Origin of the sequence: Alteromonas sp. MmMcT2-2 (assembly GCF_022348305.1) — a bacterium.
In the GTDB taxonomy this organism is placed as follows: Bacteria; Pseudomonadota; Gammaproteobacteria; order Enterobacterales; family Alteromonadaceae; genus Alteromonas; species Alteromonas macleodii.
The window spans coordinates 120579-141492 of record NZ_JAKRFA010000003.1; the positions used below are offsets into that span (position 1 = coordinate 120579).

15 protein-coding genes are annotated in these 20914 nt (G+C 43.4%); 6 read left to right on the top strand and 9 right to left on the bottom strand.

Annotated features, from left to right (window positions below; all coding sequences use genetic code 11):
• Nucleotides 1–61 precede the first annotated feature (61 nt).
• On the top strand, nt 62–2959 hold the full coding sequence (gene gcvP, locus MHM99_RS03610; protein ID WP_239218185.1) for an aminomethyl-transferring glycine dehydrogenase: 2898 nt from the start codon (nt 62–64) through the stop codon (nt 2957–2959).
• Between the two features lie 163 nt (nt 2960–3122).
• On the opposite strand, the gene MHM99_RS03615 is transcribed toward gcvP, so the two are convergent.
• The 5 genes from MHM99_RS03615 to MHM99_RS03635 all read right to left on the bottom strand — a co-directional run bounded on the left by MHM99_RS03615 (nt 3123) and on the right by MHM99_RS03635 (nt 7141).
• Nucleotides 3123–3341, bottom strand: a complete 219-nt coding sequence (locus MHM99_RS03615) for a GDCCVxC domain-containing (seleno)protein (protein WP_080590288.1) — start codon at nt 3339–3341, stop codon at nt 3123–3125.
• A complete protein-coding gene (gene merC, locus MHM99_RS03620) occupies nt 3329–3718 on the bottom strand; it encodes an organomercurial transporter MerC (RefSeq protein ID WP_044556817.1) in 390 nt (129 codons plus the stop codon). Before merC ends, MHM99_RS03615 begins: the two co-directional genes overlap by 13 nt.
• A gap of 56 nt (nt 3719–3774) precedes the next feature.
• Nucleotides 3775–4152 carry a MerR family transcriptional regulator gene (locus MHM99_RS03625; protein ID WP_044557005.1) on the bottom strand — a complete coding sequence of 126 codons (378 nt, stop codon included), beginning with the start codon at nt 4150–4152 and terminating at the stop codon, nt 3775–3777.
• 206 nt (nt 4153–4358) lie between these two features.
• Nucleotides 4359–5870 (bottom strand): serine hydrolase domain-containing protein, encoded by a 1512-nt coding sequence (locus MHM99_RS03630; protein ID WP_187446486.1) that lies wholly within the window; start codon nt 5868–5870, stop codon nt 4359–4361.
• A gap of 92 nt (nt 5871–5962) precedes the next feature.
• A complete protein-coding gene (locus MHM99_RS03635) occupies nt 5963–7141 on the bottom strand; it encodes an alpha/beta hydrolase-fold protein (protein ID WP_239218187.1) in 1179 nt (392 codons plus the stop codon).
• A gap of 319 nt (nt 7142–7460) precedes the next feature.
• On the opposite strand from MHM99_RS03635, the gene MHM99_RS03640 reads away from it, so the two are divergent.
• Complete coding sequence (locus tag MHM99_RS03640) at nt 7461–9317, top strand: hypothetical protein (RefSeq protein ID WP_239218189.1); 1857 nt, start codon at nt 7461–7463, stop codon at nt 9315–9317.
• A 14-nt stretch (nt 9318–9331) separates the two neighbouring features.
• A complete protein-coding gene (locus MHM99_RS03645) occupies nt 9332–10264 on the top strand; it encodes a hypothetical protein (protein WP_239218190.1) in 933 nt (310 codons plus the stop codon).
• Between the two features lie 85 nt (nt 10265–10349).
• On the opposite strand, the gene MHM99_RS03650 is transcribed toward MHM99_RS03645, so the two are convergent.
• Complete coding sequence (locus MHM99_RS03650; protein WP_239218192.1) at nt 10350–11234, bottom strand: hypothetical protein; 885 nt, start codon at nt 11232–11234, stop codon at nt 10350–10352.
• Nucleotides 11235–11889: 655 nt separating this feature from the next.
• Between MHM99_RS03650 and MHM99_RS03655 the strand changes: the two genes are divergently transcribed.
• The 3 genes from MHM99_RS03655 (at nt 11890) to MHM99_RS03665 (ending at nt 16471) form a co-directional block, all read left to right on the top strand.
• The gene (locus MHM99_RS03655; RefSeq protein WP_014977186.1) at nt 11890–13086 is read left to right on the top strand and encodes a PQQ-dependent sugar dehydrogenase; all 1197 of its coding nucleotides are present in this window, start codon (nt 11890–11892) and stop codon (nt 13084–13086) included.
• 188 nt (nt 13087–13274) lie between these two features.
• Nucleotides 13275–15929: an ATP-binding protein gene (locus MHM99_RS03660; protein WP_014977185.1), complete on the top strand. Its 2655-nt coding sequence runs from the start codon at nt 13275–13277 to the stop codon at nt 15927–15929.
• A 92-nt stretch (nt 15930–16021) separates the two neighbouring features.
• Nucleotides 16022–16471 (top strand): DUF3010 family protein, encoded by a 450-nt coding sequence (locus MHM99_RS03665; protein ID WP_014950351.1) that lies wholly within the window; start codon nt 16022–16024, stop codon nt 16469–16471.
• Nucleotides 16472–16580: 109 nt separating this feature from the next.
• Here the strand turns inward: MHM99_RS03665 and MHM99_RS03670 are convergent, their stop codons facing one another.
• From MHM99_RS03670 to MHM99_RS03680, 3 genes are all read right to left on the bottom strand, one after another.
• Nucleotides 16581–19748 carry a response regulator gene (locus MHM99_RS03670; protein WP_049587941.1) on the bottom strand — a complete coding sequence of 1056 codons (3168 nt, stop codon included), beginning with the start codon at nt 19746–19748 and terminating at the stop codon, nt 16581–16583.
• Between the two features lie 77 nt (nt 19749–19825).
• Complete coding sequence (locus MHM99_RS03675; protein ID WP_049587939.1) at nt 19826–20032, bottom strand: hypothetical protein; 207 nt, start codon at nt 20030–20032, stop codon at nt 19826–19828.
• A 13-nt stretch (nt 20033–20045) separates the two neighbouring features.
• Nucleotides 20046–20891: an SAM-dependent methyltransferase gene (locus MHM99_RS03680; RefSeq protein ID WP_049587937.1), complete on the bottom strand. Its 846-nt coding sequence runs from the start codon at nt 20889–20891 to the stop codon at nt 20046–20048.
• Nucleotides 20892–20914: the final 23 nt, after the last annotated feature.

Here is a 20914-nt window from a genome sequence, read left to right on the forward strand (position 1 = left end):
CTTTTTAACTTAAAGATTTAACGCGCCCTTGCGGCAACCATTACGAGTGCTTAACAACGTTATGTCGAATACTTCCCCTACATTGGCTCAACTAGAGCAAAAAGATACTTTTATCCGCCGTCACATTGGCCCGGGTAAAGGCGAAATTGAAGAAATGCTGTCTGCTATTGGTGCAAGCTCACTAGACGATTTAATTGAGCAAACTGTACCGGCAGGTATTGCGCTACCAGAGCCACTAAAATGTGGTGAAGGGGCGACAGAAGTTGAAGCATTAAGTGAACTTAAAGCCGTTGCGCAAAAGAACAAAATTAACCGTTCTTTCATTGGTATGGGTTACTACGATACCCACGTACCAAACGTTATTCTTCGCAACGTGCTAGAAAATCCAGGTTGGTACACAGCGTACACGCCTTACCAGCCAGAAATTGCCCAAGGTCGTTTGGAAGCCATTCTTAACTTCCAACAAGTGACCATCGACCTAACTGGCCTAGAGCTAGCATCTGCGTCATTACTTGATGAAGGTACAGCGGCAGCAGAAGCCATGGGCCTTGCTAAGCGCGTATCTAAGAACAAAAAAGCGAATGCGTTCTTTATTGCAAACGACGTTCACCCGCAAACGGTTGACGTGGTAGAAACTCGCGCTGAAATGTTCGGTTTTGAAATCATCAAAGGTGCGGCAGAAGAAGCAGCAGAACACGACGTATTCGGTGCGCTACTTCAATATCCAACCTCTACCGGTGAAGTAAAAGACATCAGCGACATCATTGCAGCAGTACAAGAGAAAAAAGGCATTGTGGCAGTAGCCGCAGACCTTATGAGCTTGGTAATGCTTAAGTCGCCTGGCGAGCTAGGTGCAGACGTTGCACTTGGTAGTGCACAGCGCTTTGGTGTACCTATGGGTTACGGTGGCCCACACGCGGCATTCTTTGCTACACGCGACAGCTACAAGCGTTCACTACCTGGCCGTATTATTGGTGTGAGTAAAGACACCCGTGGTCACCCAGCACTTCGCATGGCGCTACAAACTCGTGAACAACACATTCGCCGCGAAAAAGCGAACTCGAACATTTGTACAGCGCAGGTGCTGCTAGCCAACATGGCAAGCTTCTACGCGGTATACCACGGCCCACAAGGCCTTAAAACTATAGCTGAGCGTATTCACCGCTTCGCCGACATTCTTGCTACTGGTTTAAACCAGAAAGGTGTAGCTCTAAAGCACAGCACGTACTTCGACACGCTAACCGTAATGGTAGATAACAAAGAAGACGTACTAGCAAAAGCCTACGCAAAAGGCATGAACCTACGTGCTGACCTTGAAGGTGCGGTAGGTGTGTCGCTAGACGAAACCACCACACGTGAAGACATTGTTGCGCTATTCGACGTACTGCTTGGTGAAGAGCACGGCTTAACAGTGGAAGGTCTGGATGCAGAAGTAACCACGCAAGACGTAAAATCTATTCCTGAAGGTTTAGTACGTACTAGCGACTTCCTAACACACGAAGTGTTTAACAAGTATCACTCTGAAACAGAGATGCTTCGTTACATCAAGAGCCTTGAAAACAAAGACTTGGCGCTTAACCACTCAATGATTTCATTGGGTTCGTGCACCATGAAGCTAAACGCAACGGCTGAAATGATCCCTGTAACATGGGCTGAATTCGGTCAGCTTCACCCGTTTGCTCCACTAGACCAAGCAGCGGGCTATCAAGAAATGATTGCCGAGCTTAGCGAGTGGCTAATTAATGTAACGGGCTACGATGCGCTTTCAATGCAGCCCAACTCAGGTGCACAAGGTGAATACGCGGGCCTATTGGCTATTCAGCGTTACCACGAAAGCCGTGGCGAAGGTCACAGAAACGTGTGTCTAATTCCAAGCTCTGCCCACGGTACTAACCCTGCGTCTGCGCAAATGGTTAGCCTTAAAGTGGTAGTAGTTGCGTGTGATAGCAAAGGTAACGTAGACCTTAACGACCTTCGCAAGAAAGCGGAAGAAGTGGGTGATAACCTGTCGTGCGCCATGATCACATACCCGTCTACCCACGGTGTATATGAAGAAACCGTGCGCGAGATTTGTGACATTGTTCACCAATACGGCGGTCAGGTTTACATGGACGGCGCGAACATGAACGCGCAGGTGGGCATTACGTCACCTGGCTTCATTGGTTCAGATGTATCGCACCTTAACCTACACAAAACTTTCTGTATTCCACATGGTGGCGGTGGCCCAGGTATGGGACCAATTGGTGTTAAGTCGCACCTTGCGCCATTCCTACCAAACCACACGGTTGTTAACGTAGAAACGGCAGGCAAAGACTGTGGTGCGGTATCGGCAGCGCCATGGGGCAGTGCATCAATTCTGCCTATTAGCTACATGTACATCAAAATGATGGGTAGCGATGGCCTTCGCCGTGCAACCGAAGTCGCTATTCTTAACGCTAACTATGTGGCTAAGAAGCTAGAAGGGCACTTCCCAGTGCTTTACAAAGGCAACAATGGCCGCGTAGCGCACGAATGTATTATTGACCTTCGCCCGCTTAAAGAAGCAAGCGGTGTAACCGAGCTAGATATCGCGAAGCGCTTAAACGACTACGGTTTCCACGCGCCAACCATGAGCTTCCCAGTAGCGGGTACGCTTATGATTGAGCCAACCGAGTCGGAAGCGAAGTACGAACTAGACCGTTTCATTAACGCCATGGTTAGCATTCGCCAAGAAATTGCGAAAGTAGAAAGCGGTGAGTGGGATGCCACTGACAACCCGCTACACAATGCACCGCACACATTGGCTGACATCTGTGACAGTGACTGGAACCGCAGCTACGACCGCACGCTAGCGGCGTACCCAGCTCCAGAAGTACACAGAAACAAGTTCTGGCCAACGGTTAACCGTATTGATGACGTTTACGGCGATCGTAACCTAATTTGTTCTTGCCCTAGTATTGAGAGCTATGTTGAAGAGTAGGGTGGTTTAGCTGCGTTGCTGTTAGAGCTTGATTGATTTGAAAGGCGAACCGGTTGGTTCGCCTTTTTTGTTTCAAGTTTTAGTGTTTAGAAGTCCGTTTTAGACAAATTGCAGACCTTCAGAAGGTTGATATCGGACTTACTATTTGTGCCATTAGCAGACGTTAAGATTTATTGCAGCAACTACTTCCTTCTTGAATAGGTGGGCACTTAACAGTCCCAAAAGAGCAATAAACGCAACAATCACCTATTAAAGGCTTGAGTAGCGCTTTGCATCCCTCACATTCGTAATACCACTGGCAAGCGTTTGTTGGCATGGTCTCGACCTTACTAAAGCCGCACTCGGGACAAGTAATCTTAGATTCCAATTCTATACCTCGCATACGGGTTCCTTAACTGGCTTAACGACATCCAATACTGACATAAATACCATCCATGTGATCCCAAAGTAAAATAAGTAAGTGCTCCAGTCGTATTGCCACAGTGGATAAAGAGTCAGCAATACTGCAATTGGGCCAATTACACTTAATATGCCCCTTACCACATGCTTATGTTGATACCAGTTGTACGAGTTGACCAATAAAGCGAGCGCAGCAAACAATGGTAATAAAGTATTCACCGCTATTCCTTCAAAATGTGATAGAAAACCAAGCCCTAAAGCTGATGCTAGTGAACCAAGTGCGGGGAAACATGCTGTGCAGCTAAGTGCGGCTAGCCAAACGCCACCAGAGCCTACTTTATCTAGAATTTTATTCATCATAATTACCTCTACTTTTGAGGTAGTCTAAACTCCGTACATAGGTACGGAGTCAATAGTTAATTGAGCGAATTGATTATTGGGCAGGAATTAGGGTCATGGTTGGCTTTACAAGAATTTGTCATATCTTGAATCACATGTTCTAGCCGCTGCAAAATAGCAATTTTCTCTCGAATCAACTTAAGTTTTTGTAATCCCATCGATTCGACATCAGCGCAGTTTCCACTCATCGTCATGAGCGAAGCGACTTCATCAAGTGTAAAGCCCAAGGCTTTAGCTTTTAATATGAATTTAAGTTGACTCACATGGGTGTCGTCATACATGCGATAACCACTATCAGGTTTTAGTGGCTGTACGATAAGTCCTTTACGTTCATAAAATCGGATTGTTTCTACGCTAATGTCTAGTTCTTTAGCCAGCGTTCCAATGGTTTTCATAAGCGGATTCTCTAAAACAATTAGCATTATTCTATCATTATTAGACAAGTGCTGAACTTCCGTTAATCGCACACTAAACCAATTGATTTATCATACTGCAAGTGTCTGCAATACGTACATAGCAGCCGCCTGGCTTCGAATATACTAACGGCGGCAACTGGTACAAAAAAAGAATTAGGGGCATGTATCAGTTCACTCCCGATGATCTATTCTTTTCTAACACCCCGAATATTCCCATCCATAACAAGCGTCTTAACCAGCCCATTTCCATCATCCATCTCAAAACGAACGCTACTTCCATTCTTCGCAAAAAATCGCCCGCCACCCTCATGAAAATACTCTTCATTTTCAACATAAGGTAAGGCGTTAAGCACAAAACCATTGACTGTTTTTTCTAGTACCACATCAACGTTAACTGGGTTAGTTACCACATAGGTTCCAATGTATTTACTCAGTTCCTTTTGGCTTATGGGTACTAACTTCCTAACCTCAGCTTCCGAGTAACCTACGTTTAACGTTTCTTTTAAGCGTATTTCTAGTTCAGTTATTAACTGCCTGCCGTTATTGCCGTTCGTCATAATGGCGTAGCCGTTGCCGGTATCTAGTTCAAGGTATAGCTGCGACATAAACCCAGCATCTGCGCCACCGTGACCAAAGCCCAGAATTTCTCCATCGTCACTCATGTTGATAAAAAAGCCTATTCCTACGTTAGGCGGCTCAGTGCTTGGCGTATTGTTGGTTAACATTTTTTGCGCGGTGGCTTGCGATATCCAGTCGGTTTTCTGCCCTAAATACGCACTGCGCACGCCGCTTGCCAATTTCAACATGTCTGATGGCGTACTCCACATGCCTGCAGCTGCTAATGTGGCGTAGGTATGGGCGCCACCCTTAATTGGCGCACCGTCTCCGTCATACGGCGTCGCCATATTGTTTGATAGGTTTGTTGCAATGGGTTGCTCGAAGCCAGAACGTGTCATGCCTAAAGGTTTAAACAAAAGCCGTTGTGACAGAGTTGGCAGGGGCTCGTTAGCTACGTCTTGCAAGGTAAGCTGAGCAAGCGTAGTGCCGCCACCGGAATAACGCATTTGCGTGCCAGGTTGAATATCAACAACAACGGCATCGGTATTGGCGGGAAATACACCTTCTAGCACCTGCTGCAAAGTAGGTACTGGTTCGCCCGCTGCGTAACCAGGAAAGCCATGTACTGTGGTGCCTGCCGTGTGGCTTAATAATCTGCGTAAAGAAACAGTGTCTTGCCCTGTCCATTCATGTTCAGGCAACTGCCAGCTGGTGAGTAAGGTATTAACATCTGCATCTAAATCTAGTGGGTTATCTTCGCGGTACTTCATCAATACTGCCGCAAATGCGGGTTTAGAAATACTGCCTGCTTGGAACACCGTGTTTTCATCAATAGCCAATTCAGAAGTCAAATCTTTAACGCCGCTTTGCATGGTCCAAGCTATTTGCCCATTTCTCATAAACGCGACAGACACACCAGGTACATCATAATGCGCTTGTCTTTGCTCCAAAGATTGGTAATCAACCTCTTGCCCTTCAATTCGAATGCGTTCAGTAAGGCCTGTTTTTAAAAGGTTGGCTTCTTTTGATTCTGCGGCAGCAGAAGGGGAGGCGGGAAAGGTTTCAGGCTCTGTACAGCCCAATAACGACGCTAAACAAAGCGAAAGTGTAAAAGAGGAGAAGAGCTTGATTGATGTCATTATGTGTATTCCATTACGAGTGAACGTACCAGAGTACGTTCCTACTATTATTCGGTCAATGCTGACGATTTTCTAGTTCAGGCACTTGATAGCTAGTCGCCTGTACCTTCCGCAATCTTCTTTCGCAAATTCGCCAACCGCGTTTTAAAAGCACCATTTTCAACATTTTCTTCATAGCTCATTGCTAGCGCTTTCTCTCGCATTTCAAGTGCCATGGCTAAATCGCCGTTAGCTTCATAACCGTCTGCCAGGCTGTCGTAGGCATCAGATTTGTTAGGGAAGCGAGCTATATTTTTCTTAAAAATTGCAATGGCAGAGTCAAAGTCTTGTTTGTTTAACGCCGCATAACCCGCGTGGTTTACGGCTTTATATTCTGGCTTTGCTTCAAAAGCGTATTTTGCAGAAAGGTCTTTATAGTATTGCTCTACCGCAGGAATACCTTCTTGTATTATCGCACCTGTTGGGCGTAACGAATTTAGCTGCTTTTGAAGCGCCAAGCTCATACCTGCAAGTGCAGTCGTATTGTGGCTTTCAGATGTATCTAGCTCGGTATCAAAGGTAAACCCTTTTCGTTCGCTGCTATTTAGCAGTTCAACGTAACGTTCGTATGCGCTTAGCATGTTTCCACCTTCGTTACCCATATTTATGTATAGATATTTGTTAAGGTCGCTATCTGACGCAAAGAACGCTTTTGCCTCTGGAAATATCACTTCGTCGTGCCACCACAAACTTGGGCTAAATGCGAAGTAAGCTTGAAACAATTCAGGCCGCTCTCGCAGTGCGTATAAGGTAAAAAGTGCGCTTAATGAATGCCCAGAAACAATCGCGTAGTTATTGGTGCGATAGTTTGCCCCTACGTAAGGCTTTAGTTCTTTTTCTAGAAAGTCTAAAAAGTTGTCGGCACCACCAGATATTCCCCACTGGTTGTAGCTTTCATCATAGGTAGGTGTGAAGTCTCGCGTGCGCTCGGTGTTGGTAATACCGATAACAATCATTTCCTGCGCCATTCCAGACTGATTTAGCAGATCAAGCGTGCCTACGGTATGGGCAAAATTACGCTGTCCATCTAGCAAATATAAAACTGAGTAGGTGGTGTCTTTGTAGCGGGAATAGTTATTAGGTAAGTGAATAAGCAGTTCTCGCGACTCATTCAAAATTTCTGACTTTATTGTTGTAACCACGGCCTCGCCACGCACTTTGGCGTTTACGTGAAAGCTAAGGCTAAAAGTAAGTAAGGCGCCGATAAAAACACAGACAAGCTTTTGATACATTTGAATTTCCTTATTCTTTGTAATCGGAGCGGATCACGGAATTGTAAGTTACTAAAAAAGTGGAATTAAACCTGTCACACAAATCAGAGGTTGTCAAAATTACATCAATTCGTGATAAAGATTGCCCAAGTTTTTTACCTTAATGAATTTGTAGAGTGCGCGAAATAGAGGTTTTGCAACTCATTTAGTTGCCATTGCAGTGGCGGCCACTTTAGCTGTTATACCTAAGGCGGGGATTACACGATAAATTAAAATTGAACAAAAAGTGTACAAATTGGTTTTTATTATGTATAAAAAATGTACAGAAAGGGATTTTGACATGAAAAGACAACTATTATTTTTTATTGTGGTTTTGGCGGTCAGCGGCTGTGCATACACGCCAAAAGAGGATCTAGAAAAATATAAAAATAATTCTAGAAAACACATTCTCCGGGTTTCAAACCACGGTTACCTCATAGAAGACGGAATCACTCTTCAAAACGGTTTAGCAGATACAGCTAGCAAGCATCTCACTATTGAAGAAACAGCTTACAAATATAGCGATATTTTTACAGGGGCTTTTGAGCTGGCATGCGAAAATGGCACAGTTTCGTTATCTGATGCTCAAAAAAATGAGTGTAAAAAGTCTGCTCGACAGTTTATGAAGGAGGTAGCGCGTTGCTCAGTTGGGCAGCCCTCTGGTGGCTGTGACAGTATCAACTCATCTAATTTTGAGAGATTTTTTGTCGAGAAATCTACCCCAATAAAACTGCTAGTGTATTTTCACGGGGGATTGAACAAGTATAAACACACCGACCAAAGGATGGAGTCACAGATTGGCTCGATTATGAAAGGACTGCCAAAGACTAAATTTCAAAATGTAAAGGCCGGGGATAATAGCTTACCTATCACTCAGCATTGGCAATTCCCTGTTTTTGTTTCTTGGCCATCTTCAGCTTTGGATACTTACAAAGAGCACTTGCTAGAACTAAGAGAGGGAAGGAGAGTTGCCCCCAGCTTGTCATATTTTTCTTCTCCCATAATTTTGATAGAAGATCTTGTTACTTCAGTGGGCGAATTCCCTATGAATGTCTACTATCAATTCACAAACGATAAAGATCGACTTGCATCAAGAGGTGGCATTGGATTATCACATGTTTGGAAAGAGTCTGATAATCAGTTTGCGAGCTTACAATGCGATCGCAATGATACAACTCAGCCAAATGAGTTTGCAGTAAAAGAAATTTTTCTCAAAGGCGACTCTGTGATACGGATAAACCGCTCTGAATACAATCGCAACTCGTTTCAGCACAAGTTGAAAAGTGGCGTGTTCATAGCTGCTACACCTTTTAGGTACGTCCTAGGTAGCGCATGGAATGGAACCATTGCTGGGAACGCGTGGAAAGTAATGAAGCGTAGAGCCAGAAACATGTTTGACCCGACAGGGGATGCGGATAACCGCCTGCAAAAAGAAAAATTAGAGTTGTTTAAAGATGGTATAGGTAGTTCGCTCGGCTCTTTTTTTGAAAGCCTCTTTGCTCTTAAACAAAGATATCCAACGCTGAACCTGCAGTTAAATTTGGTAGGTCACAGCATGGGAACGATTGCTATTAACAATCTATTAGAAAAATATGAATCGGAGTGGACCGAATCAGGAGTCTTAAAAAATGTTGTTTACATGGCTGCTGCAGCTAGTACCGAAGAGACTCTCTCTATTGTTCCCGACTTGATGAAATCTGACAATTCATTTGACTTCTTCAACTTAACTTTAAATAGAGTTTCCGAAGTTGCAGAGTTTTACGCTTTTGGGTTTGCACCTTCAGGCTCGCTATTGGTATCGATAGACAAGTATCACGACGAACCAGAGCATCACTTGAAGCGAACATTCGGCTCTGAAATAAATGTGCGGTCTTCTTTACCTGCAATTCTTAAGTCCTTTAATGGCGTTAAGGGGAACGTGGTTTTAAAATCATTTAACGATATCGAAACACTTGAAACATCGTTCAATATCCCAGTAATGCATGGTGACTTCGGAGACCTAGATTATTGGCTACCCTCAACGTGGGCAATCACAAATGCAAATTATGAAAAGCCCACAGCTAATCAAACCTTCAAATGTGAGCCGTTAATAGAGCGCCCATATAAACCCAGTGAAGGTGAAACTCAAAAAAATTCAGATGTTTTATTTATTAACTAATCAAGGAAGAGAAAATGAAACTATCAAGAATGTGTTGTTTCATAATGGCGAGTACGGCTTTATTCAGTTGTTCAACAATTCATAAAGGGCCTGAAAACCATATATTTTCGGTTAATGCTGTGCCGGCTTTTGACATTGGAACAATTGACAAGTTAGATAGCAACAAGTTTGAAGTCAAATATACCATCGATGATCAAAAAGTGTTCAGGTATGTTCAGTATTTAAAGGATACGTTAAGGAAAAAAGTAAAACAGGGACGAGTTGGAGAAGAGTCTTTCTCGACATTTCAAGTAGTAACAGCAGCTTTAGCTTCTGCCTTCTCAGCATCGACAGGTGTTCACCCTGATGTTGTCACATCGTTAGCAGGATTAAGTGCTTTATCTCCTGATATTGCAGACATCATCAGCGCTGGTGAAAAAGCAAAAGCTTATGCCCAAACTCTCGAAATGATAGAATCTGCAGATGCAGCGTATATTCAAGCAAGAGCCCAAGCAACAAGTAGTTCGAATGCACTCATACCTAGCTCAACTTTAACACCTCAGGGCGCCGTTCTGTTTGTCAGTACCGTAGCATCTCTTAAAGTTATGCGAGACGCTCTTTTGGGCACTATTCCTAAAGTTGAAGATTTAGAGAAAGCCATGGGAAAATATGCGCAGTTCGCTATGGCTGAGTCAGAGATAGAAGTAGAAGTTCCTAAAGCGAATTTGGCGGCTAATAAATCTATTAATGCGAACAAAACACTCTATTCACGTGAGATCATACTTTATAAAGGTGATGAAATAGCAAAATGCAGCTCGTCTACTCCTGCGGTACTAACAGTTACTTGTACTAGCGCCAATAAAGATTCCATAACGTTGCAGGCAGAAAGCGTCGGTAACGCTAAAGTTACTGTATTGAGTAACAGTGGAGAATTAACAACGGTCGATGTCACTGTTAAAGAAATCTAAATAACCAATAAATAAGGTAGGGCGCTAGCATTGAGTAAATCTGAGCTGTGTTAGGAGCCCAAGCTTGATAAAAATAACCAAGTCATTAATTGGCAAGCATTAACTTTTCAATAGATTGCTCGATGATAGTTCGCAAGTTTTGTTTGTCCTGAGCGGGCAAATAGCGCGTATGAGCATTAATAAACTCAGGTGTTAAATAGATGCGTTTTATTGCAGCGTTTATACGCTCTATGTGCTTTGCGCCCTGAGACGTATTGGGGCAGATAACGTGGCCTGATACATAGTCAGGGTTATCTGCAATAGAGTAACTGCGCACTTTAATAGGCATGTTCTCTCCAAAACTTCTGTATAAAGTTGCTGGAAAAATGAGTGCAAAATCAGACTTTCCTTTTGAAAACATTTCCATAAAGCGAGAGTAATAAATATTATTTGCTATACGAAGGATTTGCTCTCGATTAACTTGCTTTAGATCGTCGTCTATCCTTTCACCGAATGAGTATTCTTCTGGTAACACAATAAAAGAGTCTGGAAAGGCTTCTAATACGCGAGATATGCTCAGTATTCGGCCTTTTTCATCTAAAAATTCCTTTTCTATTGGTGGCAGTGAAGCCAGTTGGTAAAAACGCTGTGTCTGGAAAAAGCTAAGCGGTAGTGAGTAAAGGTGATTTTTTTCGCGTTCAGGTGCTTTTATTTTATTAAGTACGCAAATGTTTTCGCCATGCTGCATATACGCAAAAGAACGCACAAGTGGAACATGAAGCACGGGATCTGTATACCCTATTTCATTCACTAGCATTTGTACCGTATCGACAGAGGTCGAATAGGGATTGCCTTGCAGATTTACCCTTTCAGTAAGAAATGCATTGTCTGCGTGAAACGCTAGAACATTATTTTGCTCAATGCTGCCACTCGAATTTGCATGAGCAAATTTCACTAATGTTATTAAAATGAATAGTCCAACCCTGAACAACTTTTTACTCCTTGGTAAAACCTCAACGCTCGTCACCTAGTCTCGCGTTAAACCTACTTTTATTTTGTGACTCTATTTGGAAAGGTAACAGCGTTTAATTTACGTAGTTTTTAAGCGCGGCTTCTACGATTTGACCAATTTACCATCTTTTTGATGTGCTTTTATGAATATTAGAAAGGTTTCCACGTGTTGACGCGCGACTAACGAGAAATTTAGCCCTGTGTACTTAAATTCTGTAAAGGCAGTAAAAAAGCCGCAATCAGCAACGTGATGCGGCTTTCCGAGCTGGGCTGACTAGGCAGCCTTATAGAGCAATTGCGTAAAAGGGGTTAGCTAGAACGACCCTCACTCATAGCTGCCTGTTCAAATACCTTAACTCTAGACATATGATCACCTCCTTAACTTCGTTACTAAAACTTCTTGGAAAATAACATATGCGGTACTTAAGTAAAGTGTGGCTGCATTAAAGAAAGTTTAGGAAAAGCGAGCACGACTCACAAATACGAATAGCGAAACCAAGTCGACAATATAAACTTGTTTAATTAAATCTACGTAACCAATGCTAACTGAAACCCTTTGCGCCGCCCGTTTACGTGCAATTAACGTCTTAACGTGCAACCAGCAGTACGCAAACCCTCAAAAAGGCTAGAACTTAATGCAAACAACAAGCACGCACAAAACCAGCAAGCGTCGGAAAGCCGCACTATTGGTTACGCTTTTTGCCACCTCTTTTTTTTCCTTTGCTCAGTCGAACACATCTGAACAAATTGAAATGAAGGGCAGTAAGGGCACTACTGTAACGGGTAATGTTCAGGCGTCCTTCGATAACCCTTGGGCCATGACATTTTTGCCAGACGGGCACAGCTTGGTAACGGAAAAAGCTGGCACTCTATGGCTACTTGATGAAAACCAGCAGAAGCGTTTTGCTGTTAGTAATGTGCCAAGTGTTACTGCGCGCGGGCAAGGCGGTTTAGGTGATGTCATTATTCACCCTGACTTTGCGTCGAATAACACCATTTATATTTCGTACATTGAACGAGATGAAAAAGACGATGCGTTCAGCGGTGCGGTGATAGAGCGAGCCACGCTTACCTTATCTGATAGTGGTGCGAAGCTGTCTGATAGAGAGCTAATTTGGCGTCAGTCGCCGAAGGTGACGGGGAATGGGCATTACTCTCACCGCATGGCGTTTTCACCTGATGGCCATTTATTTATCACCTCGGGCGAGCGCCAGAAATTCACGCCAGCACAAAATATGGCGATGAACTTAGGTAAGGTGCTGCGCTTAAACGACGACGGTAGCGTGCCTGAAGATAATCCGTTTTATGGTCAAGGCAATGTAACAGAACAAATCTGGACGTTAGGGCACCGCAATCCGCTAGGCATCGATTTTGATGAGAAAGGTAATTTATGGGCTCATGAAATGGGGCCACGCCATGGCGACGAACTTAATATTATTGAACGAGGTCGCAACTATGGTTACCCAGCGGTGTCTCAGGGCGACCATTACTCAGGCGTGAAAATTCCTAACCACGAAGACTACCCCATCTTTAAGTCGCCTGAATTGGCGTGGGTGCCTGCAATAAGCCCTGCCGGTTTTATCATTTACAAAGGCGATAAGTTTAGCGACTGGAAGGGAAATGGTTTTATAGGCGGTTTGTCTTCAAAAGCGCTGGTCCGTGTTGCATTTAATAAAGACGATGAAGGCAACTGGAAGGTTGAAGAAGCAGAGCGCTACGAATGGGGTAAGCGAGTACGCGAGGTTGAGCAAGACAATAAGGGCAATATCTATGTGCTTGAAGATAAAGAAGGCGGAAGGCTGATAAAGCTCGATTTTTTGAATGATGAGTAGAGTTTTAAAACTGCGTAAAGAGGAACAGTGGTTGCTTGAACACGGTTTTTTTGGTGTTTTGAAATTGCCGGTAAGCGAACATTAAATTAACCCAAACCGCATACAGAGCATTACAAATCTATATGCCGATATGATACGTTGCGGATTATAGCCAGCGCTACTTAACTGATAGAAACCTTAGGAACTCTATGACTCAATCGACTCAGAACTTTAACTTTGAACGTTGTGAAGATGAACCTATACATATTCCCGAAAGTGTCCAAAGTTATGGTTTTCTCATCGCGTTCAACTACGAAGATTTAGAGGTTTCGATTGTTAGTGAGAACTGCAACACGATATTTGCCGACGAGATCATAGGTAAAGGTTTTTTAGATATACTCTCTTCTGATACAGACGAGCGCGCCTTCCTAGAGGAAACGTTTGATAGAGTTTCTAAGAGTAAGATAAGACTGCCTATTAAACTGCATCTTAAAGCTTCGCTTTTAAAGGAAGGTGCGGCAATAGATTATTTAGCCGTAGTCTATGATTCAGGTTGTCACTATGTGGTTGAGCTTGAGCCAGCAACTGAATTTAGAGACACCTACAGTGCAGAGCAATTTGTTAAGCTCTATTCAATGTCTATCGCTCCACGCTTCAAAGAGATGACATCGTTGAAAGAGATGGCTCAAGAGATGGTATCAACCATCAGGTATCTGACTAACATGGACAGGGTAGTGCTTTATAAATTTAATAAGGACTACTCAGGGAAGGTAATAGCGGAAGCCAAGTCTGAAGACATGGAATCTTATCAAGACTTGTATTTTCCCGCGTCGGATATACCAAAACAAGCCAGAGAGCTGTATAAGACGAATTGGGTGAGGCTTACTCCCGACACAGAGTTACCTGCATCTCGGTTGATTCCGTCTGTCGAAGAATCGGAAAGAGAGCGACTAGACCTCACTCGTTCGTTGTTGCGCACATTTTCACCTATTCATCTTCAATACATCAGAAATCAAGGTTTACGTGCTTCATTTTCCATTTCGTTAGTAACGGATGGAGAGTTGTATGGGCTTATTTCCTGCCACCATCGCGAGGCTTGTTATATTCCACAAAATGTACGACTGCAATGTGAGAATTTAAGTCAACTGTTCAGCTGGCATTTGTTAGCGAAAGAAGAAGAAATTGCGAAACGCAAAAAGCATGTTACTGATAAAGCGGTTGATGCGATGTTGGATAGAATCGGTCCAGCAAATCCTATTAGCCGTGTAGTCAAGAGCGGTGAACGCGCTTTTTTAGACGCGCTTAATAGCTCAGGGTTTGTTTATTATTCACAGTACGAGACTATTACCCTCGGTTCTACTTTACCGGTAGAAGTCATCAAAGACATTTTTTCTAAAGCAAGTAGTGAAGGCGGCTTTCCTTACACTAACGATTCCCTTTATCACGATTACCCTGAAGCCAGAGAACATGGTATTGCGGGTATTATGATCATCCCACTGTTTGAAAAGAAGCAGTATTTTACTGCTTGGTTCAGGAAGGAAACCCATCGAAATCAAAAGTGGATAGGCGCTAAAGATGAGAAATCGGAAGATGCACCAAAAGCAGAGCGTCTTAAGCCCCGTTCATCTTTCACTATTCATACCCGTACAATTAAAGGGCGCTCAACAGCGTTTGATAAGACGGACGTCGACACCGCAAACCGGTTAAATAGAATGTTTCTTGTTTACGCGCTTGATGTGCAAGAGCGCATGCATATCAGTATTCAAGAGCTTGAAAAACAAGATAATTACAGAAATGAATTTCTCGCTACATTGGCCCATGAACTTCGAAATCCGTTAGGGCCTATTATGTCTGGGGCAAGTATTCTAGAAACGGTTGATGATGAAAAAACGCGAAAAAGAGTGACAGCTATCATTAATCGTCAAGCTGAATATATGTCTAAACTTATCAATGATTTGATGGACGTGTCTCGCATCACGCGAGGGAAAGTTAAACTTGAATTTGAAAGATTGAAAATTCAAGACGTGCTTTCAGACTCTCTTGAAATTGTTGAGCAACAAGTAAAAGCGAAGAAGCATGATATAACGGTTAACTGTCTTGAAGAAGATGTGACAGTATACGGAGATAAAGCACGTTTAAGCCAAATCTTTTCTAATATCATTCACAATGCAACTAAGTATACGAAAGAATCAGGAAAGATAGTCGTAGAGATCAGAAAAGACGGGGTCATGATTGTTGTTGCTGTTAAAGATAATGGCATGGGAATACCCGAGGATAGGCTAAAAGATGTTTTCAATATGTTTACCCAAATCGAAGCGCACTCTACTCACACTAAAGGCGGTCTTGGTATAGGGTTAACTTTAGTGAGTAAGCTTGTTGCGTTACATCATGGTGAAGTGTCTGTGATGAGCGAAGGTGTTGATCGAGGAAGTACCTTTGAAGTCAGGTTGCCTATTTCTAAAACAGCCTACGAGCAATCTGAAAATCAAAAACTGGACCCTGTTATACAAAGCAGAAGTAAAGTCATGTTCGTTGACGACAATGCTGATCTCATTGACGCTTATTGTCTGCTGGCAGAGTCTATGGGTGTGACTGCCTTAGGCATTACTTCTCCGAAAGAAGCTGTTGATGCATTTAAAACCTTTAAACCTCACTCTGTATTTCTTGATATCGGCATGCCAGACATAGACGGCTATCAGTTAGTAAAAATGCTTAAAGCCTTGCCGGAATCAGAAAATGTTAAGTTTTATTCTCAAAGCGGGTGGGGCTCAGAGAAATATGTAGAGGACTCCCAAGCGGCAGGGTTCGATCAGCATTTCGTAAAGCCCTTGTCAAAAGACACAATTCAGTCGGTACTAAGCTAAAACATCTGTTAAGAGGTTGAAGCTTACCTACTGAATGACTCAAATGCTGTGAAACACGTTATAATGCCGGACAAACGTAATTAGGAATACATATGAAAGTTTGTGGTGTAGATTTAAAAGGTAATGAAGCAATTGTTAGTTTGGTGTCGCTAGCTGACGGCTTGTTTCATTTGCCAGATTGCCGTACGCGCCGTTTAACGCTTGCCGATACCAGTGCGAAGGGCCTAAAGAGCTTCCAAAGCACCTTCGCTAAACTTGTAGAAGACTACAAAATTGATGCAGTGATAATTCGTCAGCGTCAAAGCAAAGGTAAATTTGCAGGTAGTGCAATTGGCTTCAAGCTAGAGGCTGCCATTGAATTGATTGAAGGGCTTCAAGTTGTAGTATTTAGCCCAACGGATATTAAAGAATCACTACGTAGAAATCCGCTTGCAGTGCCATTTTCTGACACGGGTTTAAAACAGTTTCAAGAAACCGCTTTTACAACGGCGTATGCGTGGCTTATGAAAAATGAGTATGCCTCGCAAGAGTCAGACGAGTAATAATCGGGAGCGGTTGGCTCAATGTTTATTTTCAGTTTATTTAATTGTGCCTGCATTTATTGTGCGGGCATTGTTTTTCTTAATTTCTCTTATCCCAGCCTGAAAGGTTTTACTTCACCATTCCCTCAACTTTCGCATTCATCTCTACCAATGCTGTGTAAAGTGCTTCTAACTGATCGCTAAAACCAGCTACGCTTCCATGCTCATTACGTTTTACCGTTAGCTCAATCGTTGCAGCTAGCTCAGCTAAGGCGTAAGCGCCAATGTACCGAAGGGCAGTTATGTAGATATGCGCTATACGAACAATAGAAGCATAGTCTTTTTCATCAATGGCTTTTCGAAGGTTATCTAGCTCTTTGTTAAGTGCTGCAAAGTCGTTAAGTAACTCTTTATACAAAGTCTCGTCATTTAACATTGCTTGCATGGCTTGAGATTTATCTATAAAGCTCAGCGGTATTGTGTTTGCCGATGGCCCGCCGGTTACTTCAGTGGTCGCCGTCGACTTTCCTTTATTTAGCACTTCAACAAGCACGTCAAAGAAGCGGTTTGGGTCAACCGGTTTGTTGATGTGGCCGTCCATGCCCGCTGCCAGGCTCTTGTCGATGTCTTGCTGCATGGCGTGCGCCGTCATGGCAATAATCGGCAAAGTTAACTTCAGCTCATCTCTGATTTTTTTAGCTGCTGTTAACCCGTCCATAACGGGCATTTGGATATCCATCAATACCACGTCATAGCTGTTATCTTCACGTAAGGCTTTTATGGCTTCAAAGCCGTTGCTAACCACTTCAATATTCGCGTGGGTGTCGTTTAACAGACCAAGGGTTACTTTTTGATTCAGCGTATTGTCTTCTGCGAAAAGGATCTTCGTTCCGCGCAGATTAGGCACAGGCGCAGCATCTGCTGGTAGGGTTCTTGTGTTCACGTTTAAGCAAAGCTCTTGTAGCTTATCTACAAGCTCACTGGTGCTAAAAGGCTTTTTAATGAAGGTTCGAATACCTAGTTGGTTAGCCTGCTCTCGCATATGAGGCGACTCGAATGCATACAGCATTATCACCTTCGGTGGCTTAATTGAAAACTCCTGTTTCATGATGGCTGCAACTTCCAATCCATCAATGTCAGGCATATTCCAATCTAAAATAAGTACGTCGTAAGGCGCACTGTTTCCCACAGCAGCACGCATTTTGGCTACGGCTTCTTTACCGCCGGTCGCAACATCTGCTTTAATGTTAGCCACTGATAGCGACTCGATAATAGCGTCACGCGACACGCCAATGTCATCAGCAATAAGCACCTTAAGTAACGAAAGTTGCTTAGACGGCGATACAATTTGTTGGGAAGCATCCTGTTTAACGGTTACGGTAAAATGAAAGCTTGCGCCTTTTCCAAGCTGGCTCTCAACCCAAATCTCTCCGCCCATTAATGTGACTAACTGCTTACATATTGCTAATCCTAGGCCGGTGCCGCCGTATCGACGAGATATAGACTCATCACCTTGGTTAAATGGTTGAAATAGCAATGCCTTTTGCGTGCTGTTTAGCCCAATCCCTGTGTCTTTAACTTCAAATTCAAGCTGAATATCTTCTACATTATGCGTGCATCTAACGCTTACCGAAATAAGTCCGTCCTCGGTAAACTTAAGAGCGTTACTGACTAAATTGCTTAGAATTTGCTGTATGCGTAACGGGTCGCCGATGAGGTTTAATGGTACGTCACGTGATATATGCTGAATAAGCTCTATGTGCTTTTCCTCAGCGCGCCCTAAATGCAATCTAATGGTTTGGTTTACTAGCGCGTCTAAATTGAATTGCGTCGATTCAATATCAAGCTTGCCCGCTTCTATTTTCGAGAAGTCGAGTATGTCGTTAATTATGCTTAGTAGGGTTTGCGACGCGCCTTCAATCTGAATAAGGTTCGTTTGTTGATCTTTATCTTCTGCAGCCCGCTGCGAAAGCTTGGTCAGGCCGATAATGGCATTAAGCGGCGTGCGAATTTCGTGACTCATGCGTGCAAGAAAGTCAGATTTTGCTTTTGTTGCTTTCTGAAGGTCTTGAGTAAGTGCATCGAGCGCCTTACGTTGTTGACGAGTTCTAAGCCATAGGCCAACGACTAAGCCTAATGAAAGGATCACAAAACCGATGAAATACAGCTGAAACGTGTTTTGCTTTTTCTGTATAAGGTTACGCTGCTCTTTTAGCTGGTTGTCTTTCTCTAGAAGCTTGATGGTTTCTTCTTTTTCGGAAATAGAAAGTCGCACGCGGTTAAGGGCTAACAATCTTGATTGCTGTTCATTAAAACTTTCTTCATATGTTTTCGTGTATAGCTTTGAATATTCTAACGCGGCTTCAAAATTGTTGGTTGATTCAAGGAGTGAAATGAGCTTTTCCAACATGCTTAGCACCACTGATTTGTCGTTCTTTATGGCGTCTTTTTTTAATCCACCTTCAAGTTCGCTAATAGCCAAGTCTATTTGATTGCGTTTAATGTAGATGTCGACTAAGCGCAGTAGTCTAGACCCTTCGTTGTACTTAAAACCAACTTTGCGGTCTGATTCCGCAGCGCGGTTCAACATGGTCAGCGCTTCAGTTAAATTGCCTTGGGCGATATGTAGCTCAGCCATTTTGGTATGAACAATGCCAATAAAGGGATAGTGCACCTCTTTGAACAATTCTTCTGCCAGCAGAAGGCTTATTTTAGCGTCTTGATAGTCCCCCAGTTCCGTTTGCGCGTAACCTTGGAAAAAGTAAGCAATGGCTTTGTTTTCTTTATCATTTAAACGCTGGGCTGCGGCGAGGAAGTTTTGACCTAGCTGCAACATCATTTCGTAGTTTTGCAGCGACATGTACACATTGCCCATAGCGCTATATACAAGCAAGGCGTTATCGCTATTTACTTCAATGAAAGCAGCAAGGGATTTGTTGAGCGCTTCAAGTGCACGAGCATGCTCACCAGACAAGTCCAAAATAAGCCCTTCTAAGCGAAAAGATTCTGCCAGCGCCATGGTGTTGCCGCCTTTTTTTGCAAGCTTGCGGGCTTCCAACAGAGTTTCGTATCCGGCGACAAGGTCTTGCTCAAGAATGTGCTTATAAGCTCTTAGATTGAATAAACGGGCTTGCTGAAAAGCGTTCGGGTGGGCGTCGAAGAAATAGCCTAGCTCGGTGAATGTGGTTTCTACAGACTCATCATTATTTTGAATTCGCTGCTTCAGTTCGTCTAGCGTAGTGACTGATGATGTGGTGTTAAGTGGTTCTTTTAAAAGCGCAAAAGTAGGAAGCGCCATCGTAAAACAAACGATAGCGAAGATGCATTTCAAACGGCGCTTCACTTTCTACTTCAGCTAGCTTAAAAAGATAACGACTAGTAGCTAATTACGCGGGTAGCTTTGCTTGTATCATCAAAGCGTTTGGCTACTTCGTCCCAGTCTTGGTCTTTAATTAGCTGAAGATCTTCACCAGATAAACCGTACTTTTCTGCTGTGCCCACAGGGTCCTTTTTATACGCATCCACAAGTTTGCTGTTGCTGTCTAGCTCAACCAAGAAATCTACAATTGTTTTCTTTGCCATGTCGTTTTTCCTTTTAGTTTACTTTTGGAGATCTAAAGTCAATAACTTGCTGCTCAGTTAAACCTAGCTTTGCCAAACGATCCTGACGGTATGCTGGCATGCCAAGTGAGGGTACAACTAGGGTCGAAATTAGTGTTGGCTTGGCGAACTGTAATTCGCGAAGCAACACTTTTTGTATTTTTGGCTCGCAAAGGGGCAGGGTGGCTGCCTCGTAAATAATCAGCTCGTGATCTTCTGGGTAGTGCTCGGCCAGAATGTCAGCCAGCATGGCAAGCCCAGATTCACTGTGATTAGCATCTAACACGCTCAGCGTTGCTTCTCCGGCTAAACCTATTTGCCAGATGATTTGCGTCATGTGAGGGTCAATGCGGTAATCGCGAAACAAAAATTGAGTTGCTTCATAAGATTGACAGCCAAAGCGAGAGGGATCTATTCCCAAATCCGCAATTAAGCAGTCTTCTGCAGACACGCCGGGGAGCATTTGCGCATCTAGACCAAGTTCCCGCACTCTGCGAATAGCCTCATGAGAAGGCGTAACAAATACGCCTGGGTGACCATAAAAAGCCACGCACACTTTTTTACCTTCAACAACTGACTGCACGATGCGGTCGGCCATTTGGTCATAGGTGACAGCGCGAGATTTCCCTTCTTGATAAAGGTCGTCTAAAGACACACTGTTCGGGTTTATATTGGTGACCACGTGTTCACCAATTTTGTTCATAATCCCCATGTACACAATGTCAGCATTTTCGATGTGGCTTTTGGTCGCTATCGTCATTTGACCCGCAACACTGATTCCAGTGCCAACTACAACTAGCGATCCCTTAGGAGTATGTTCTTGTCCCTGAATTAGCGTCATATTTTCCTTTACCACTTGCTAAT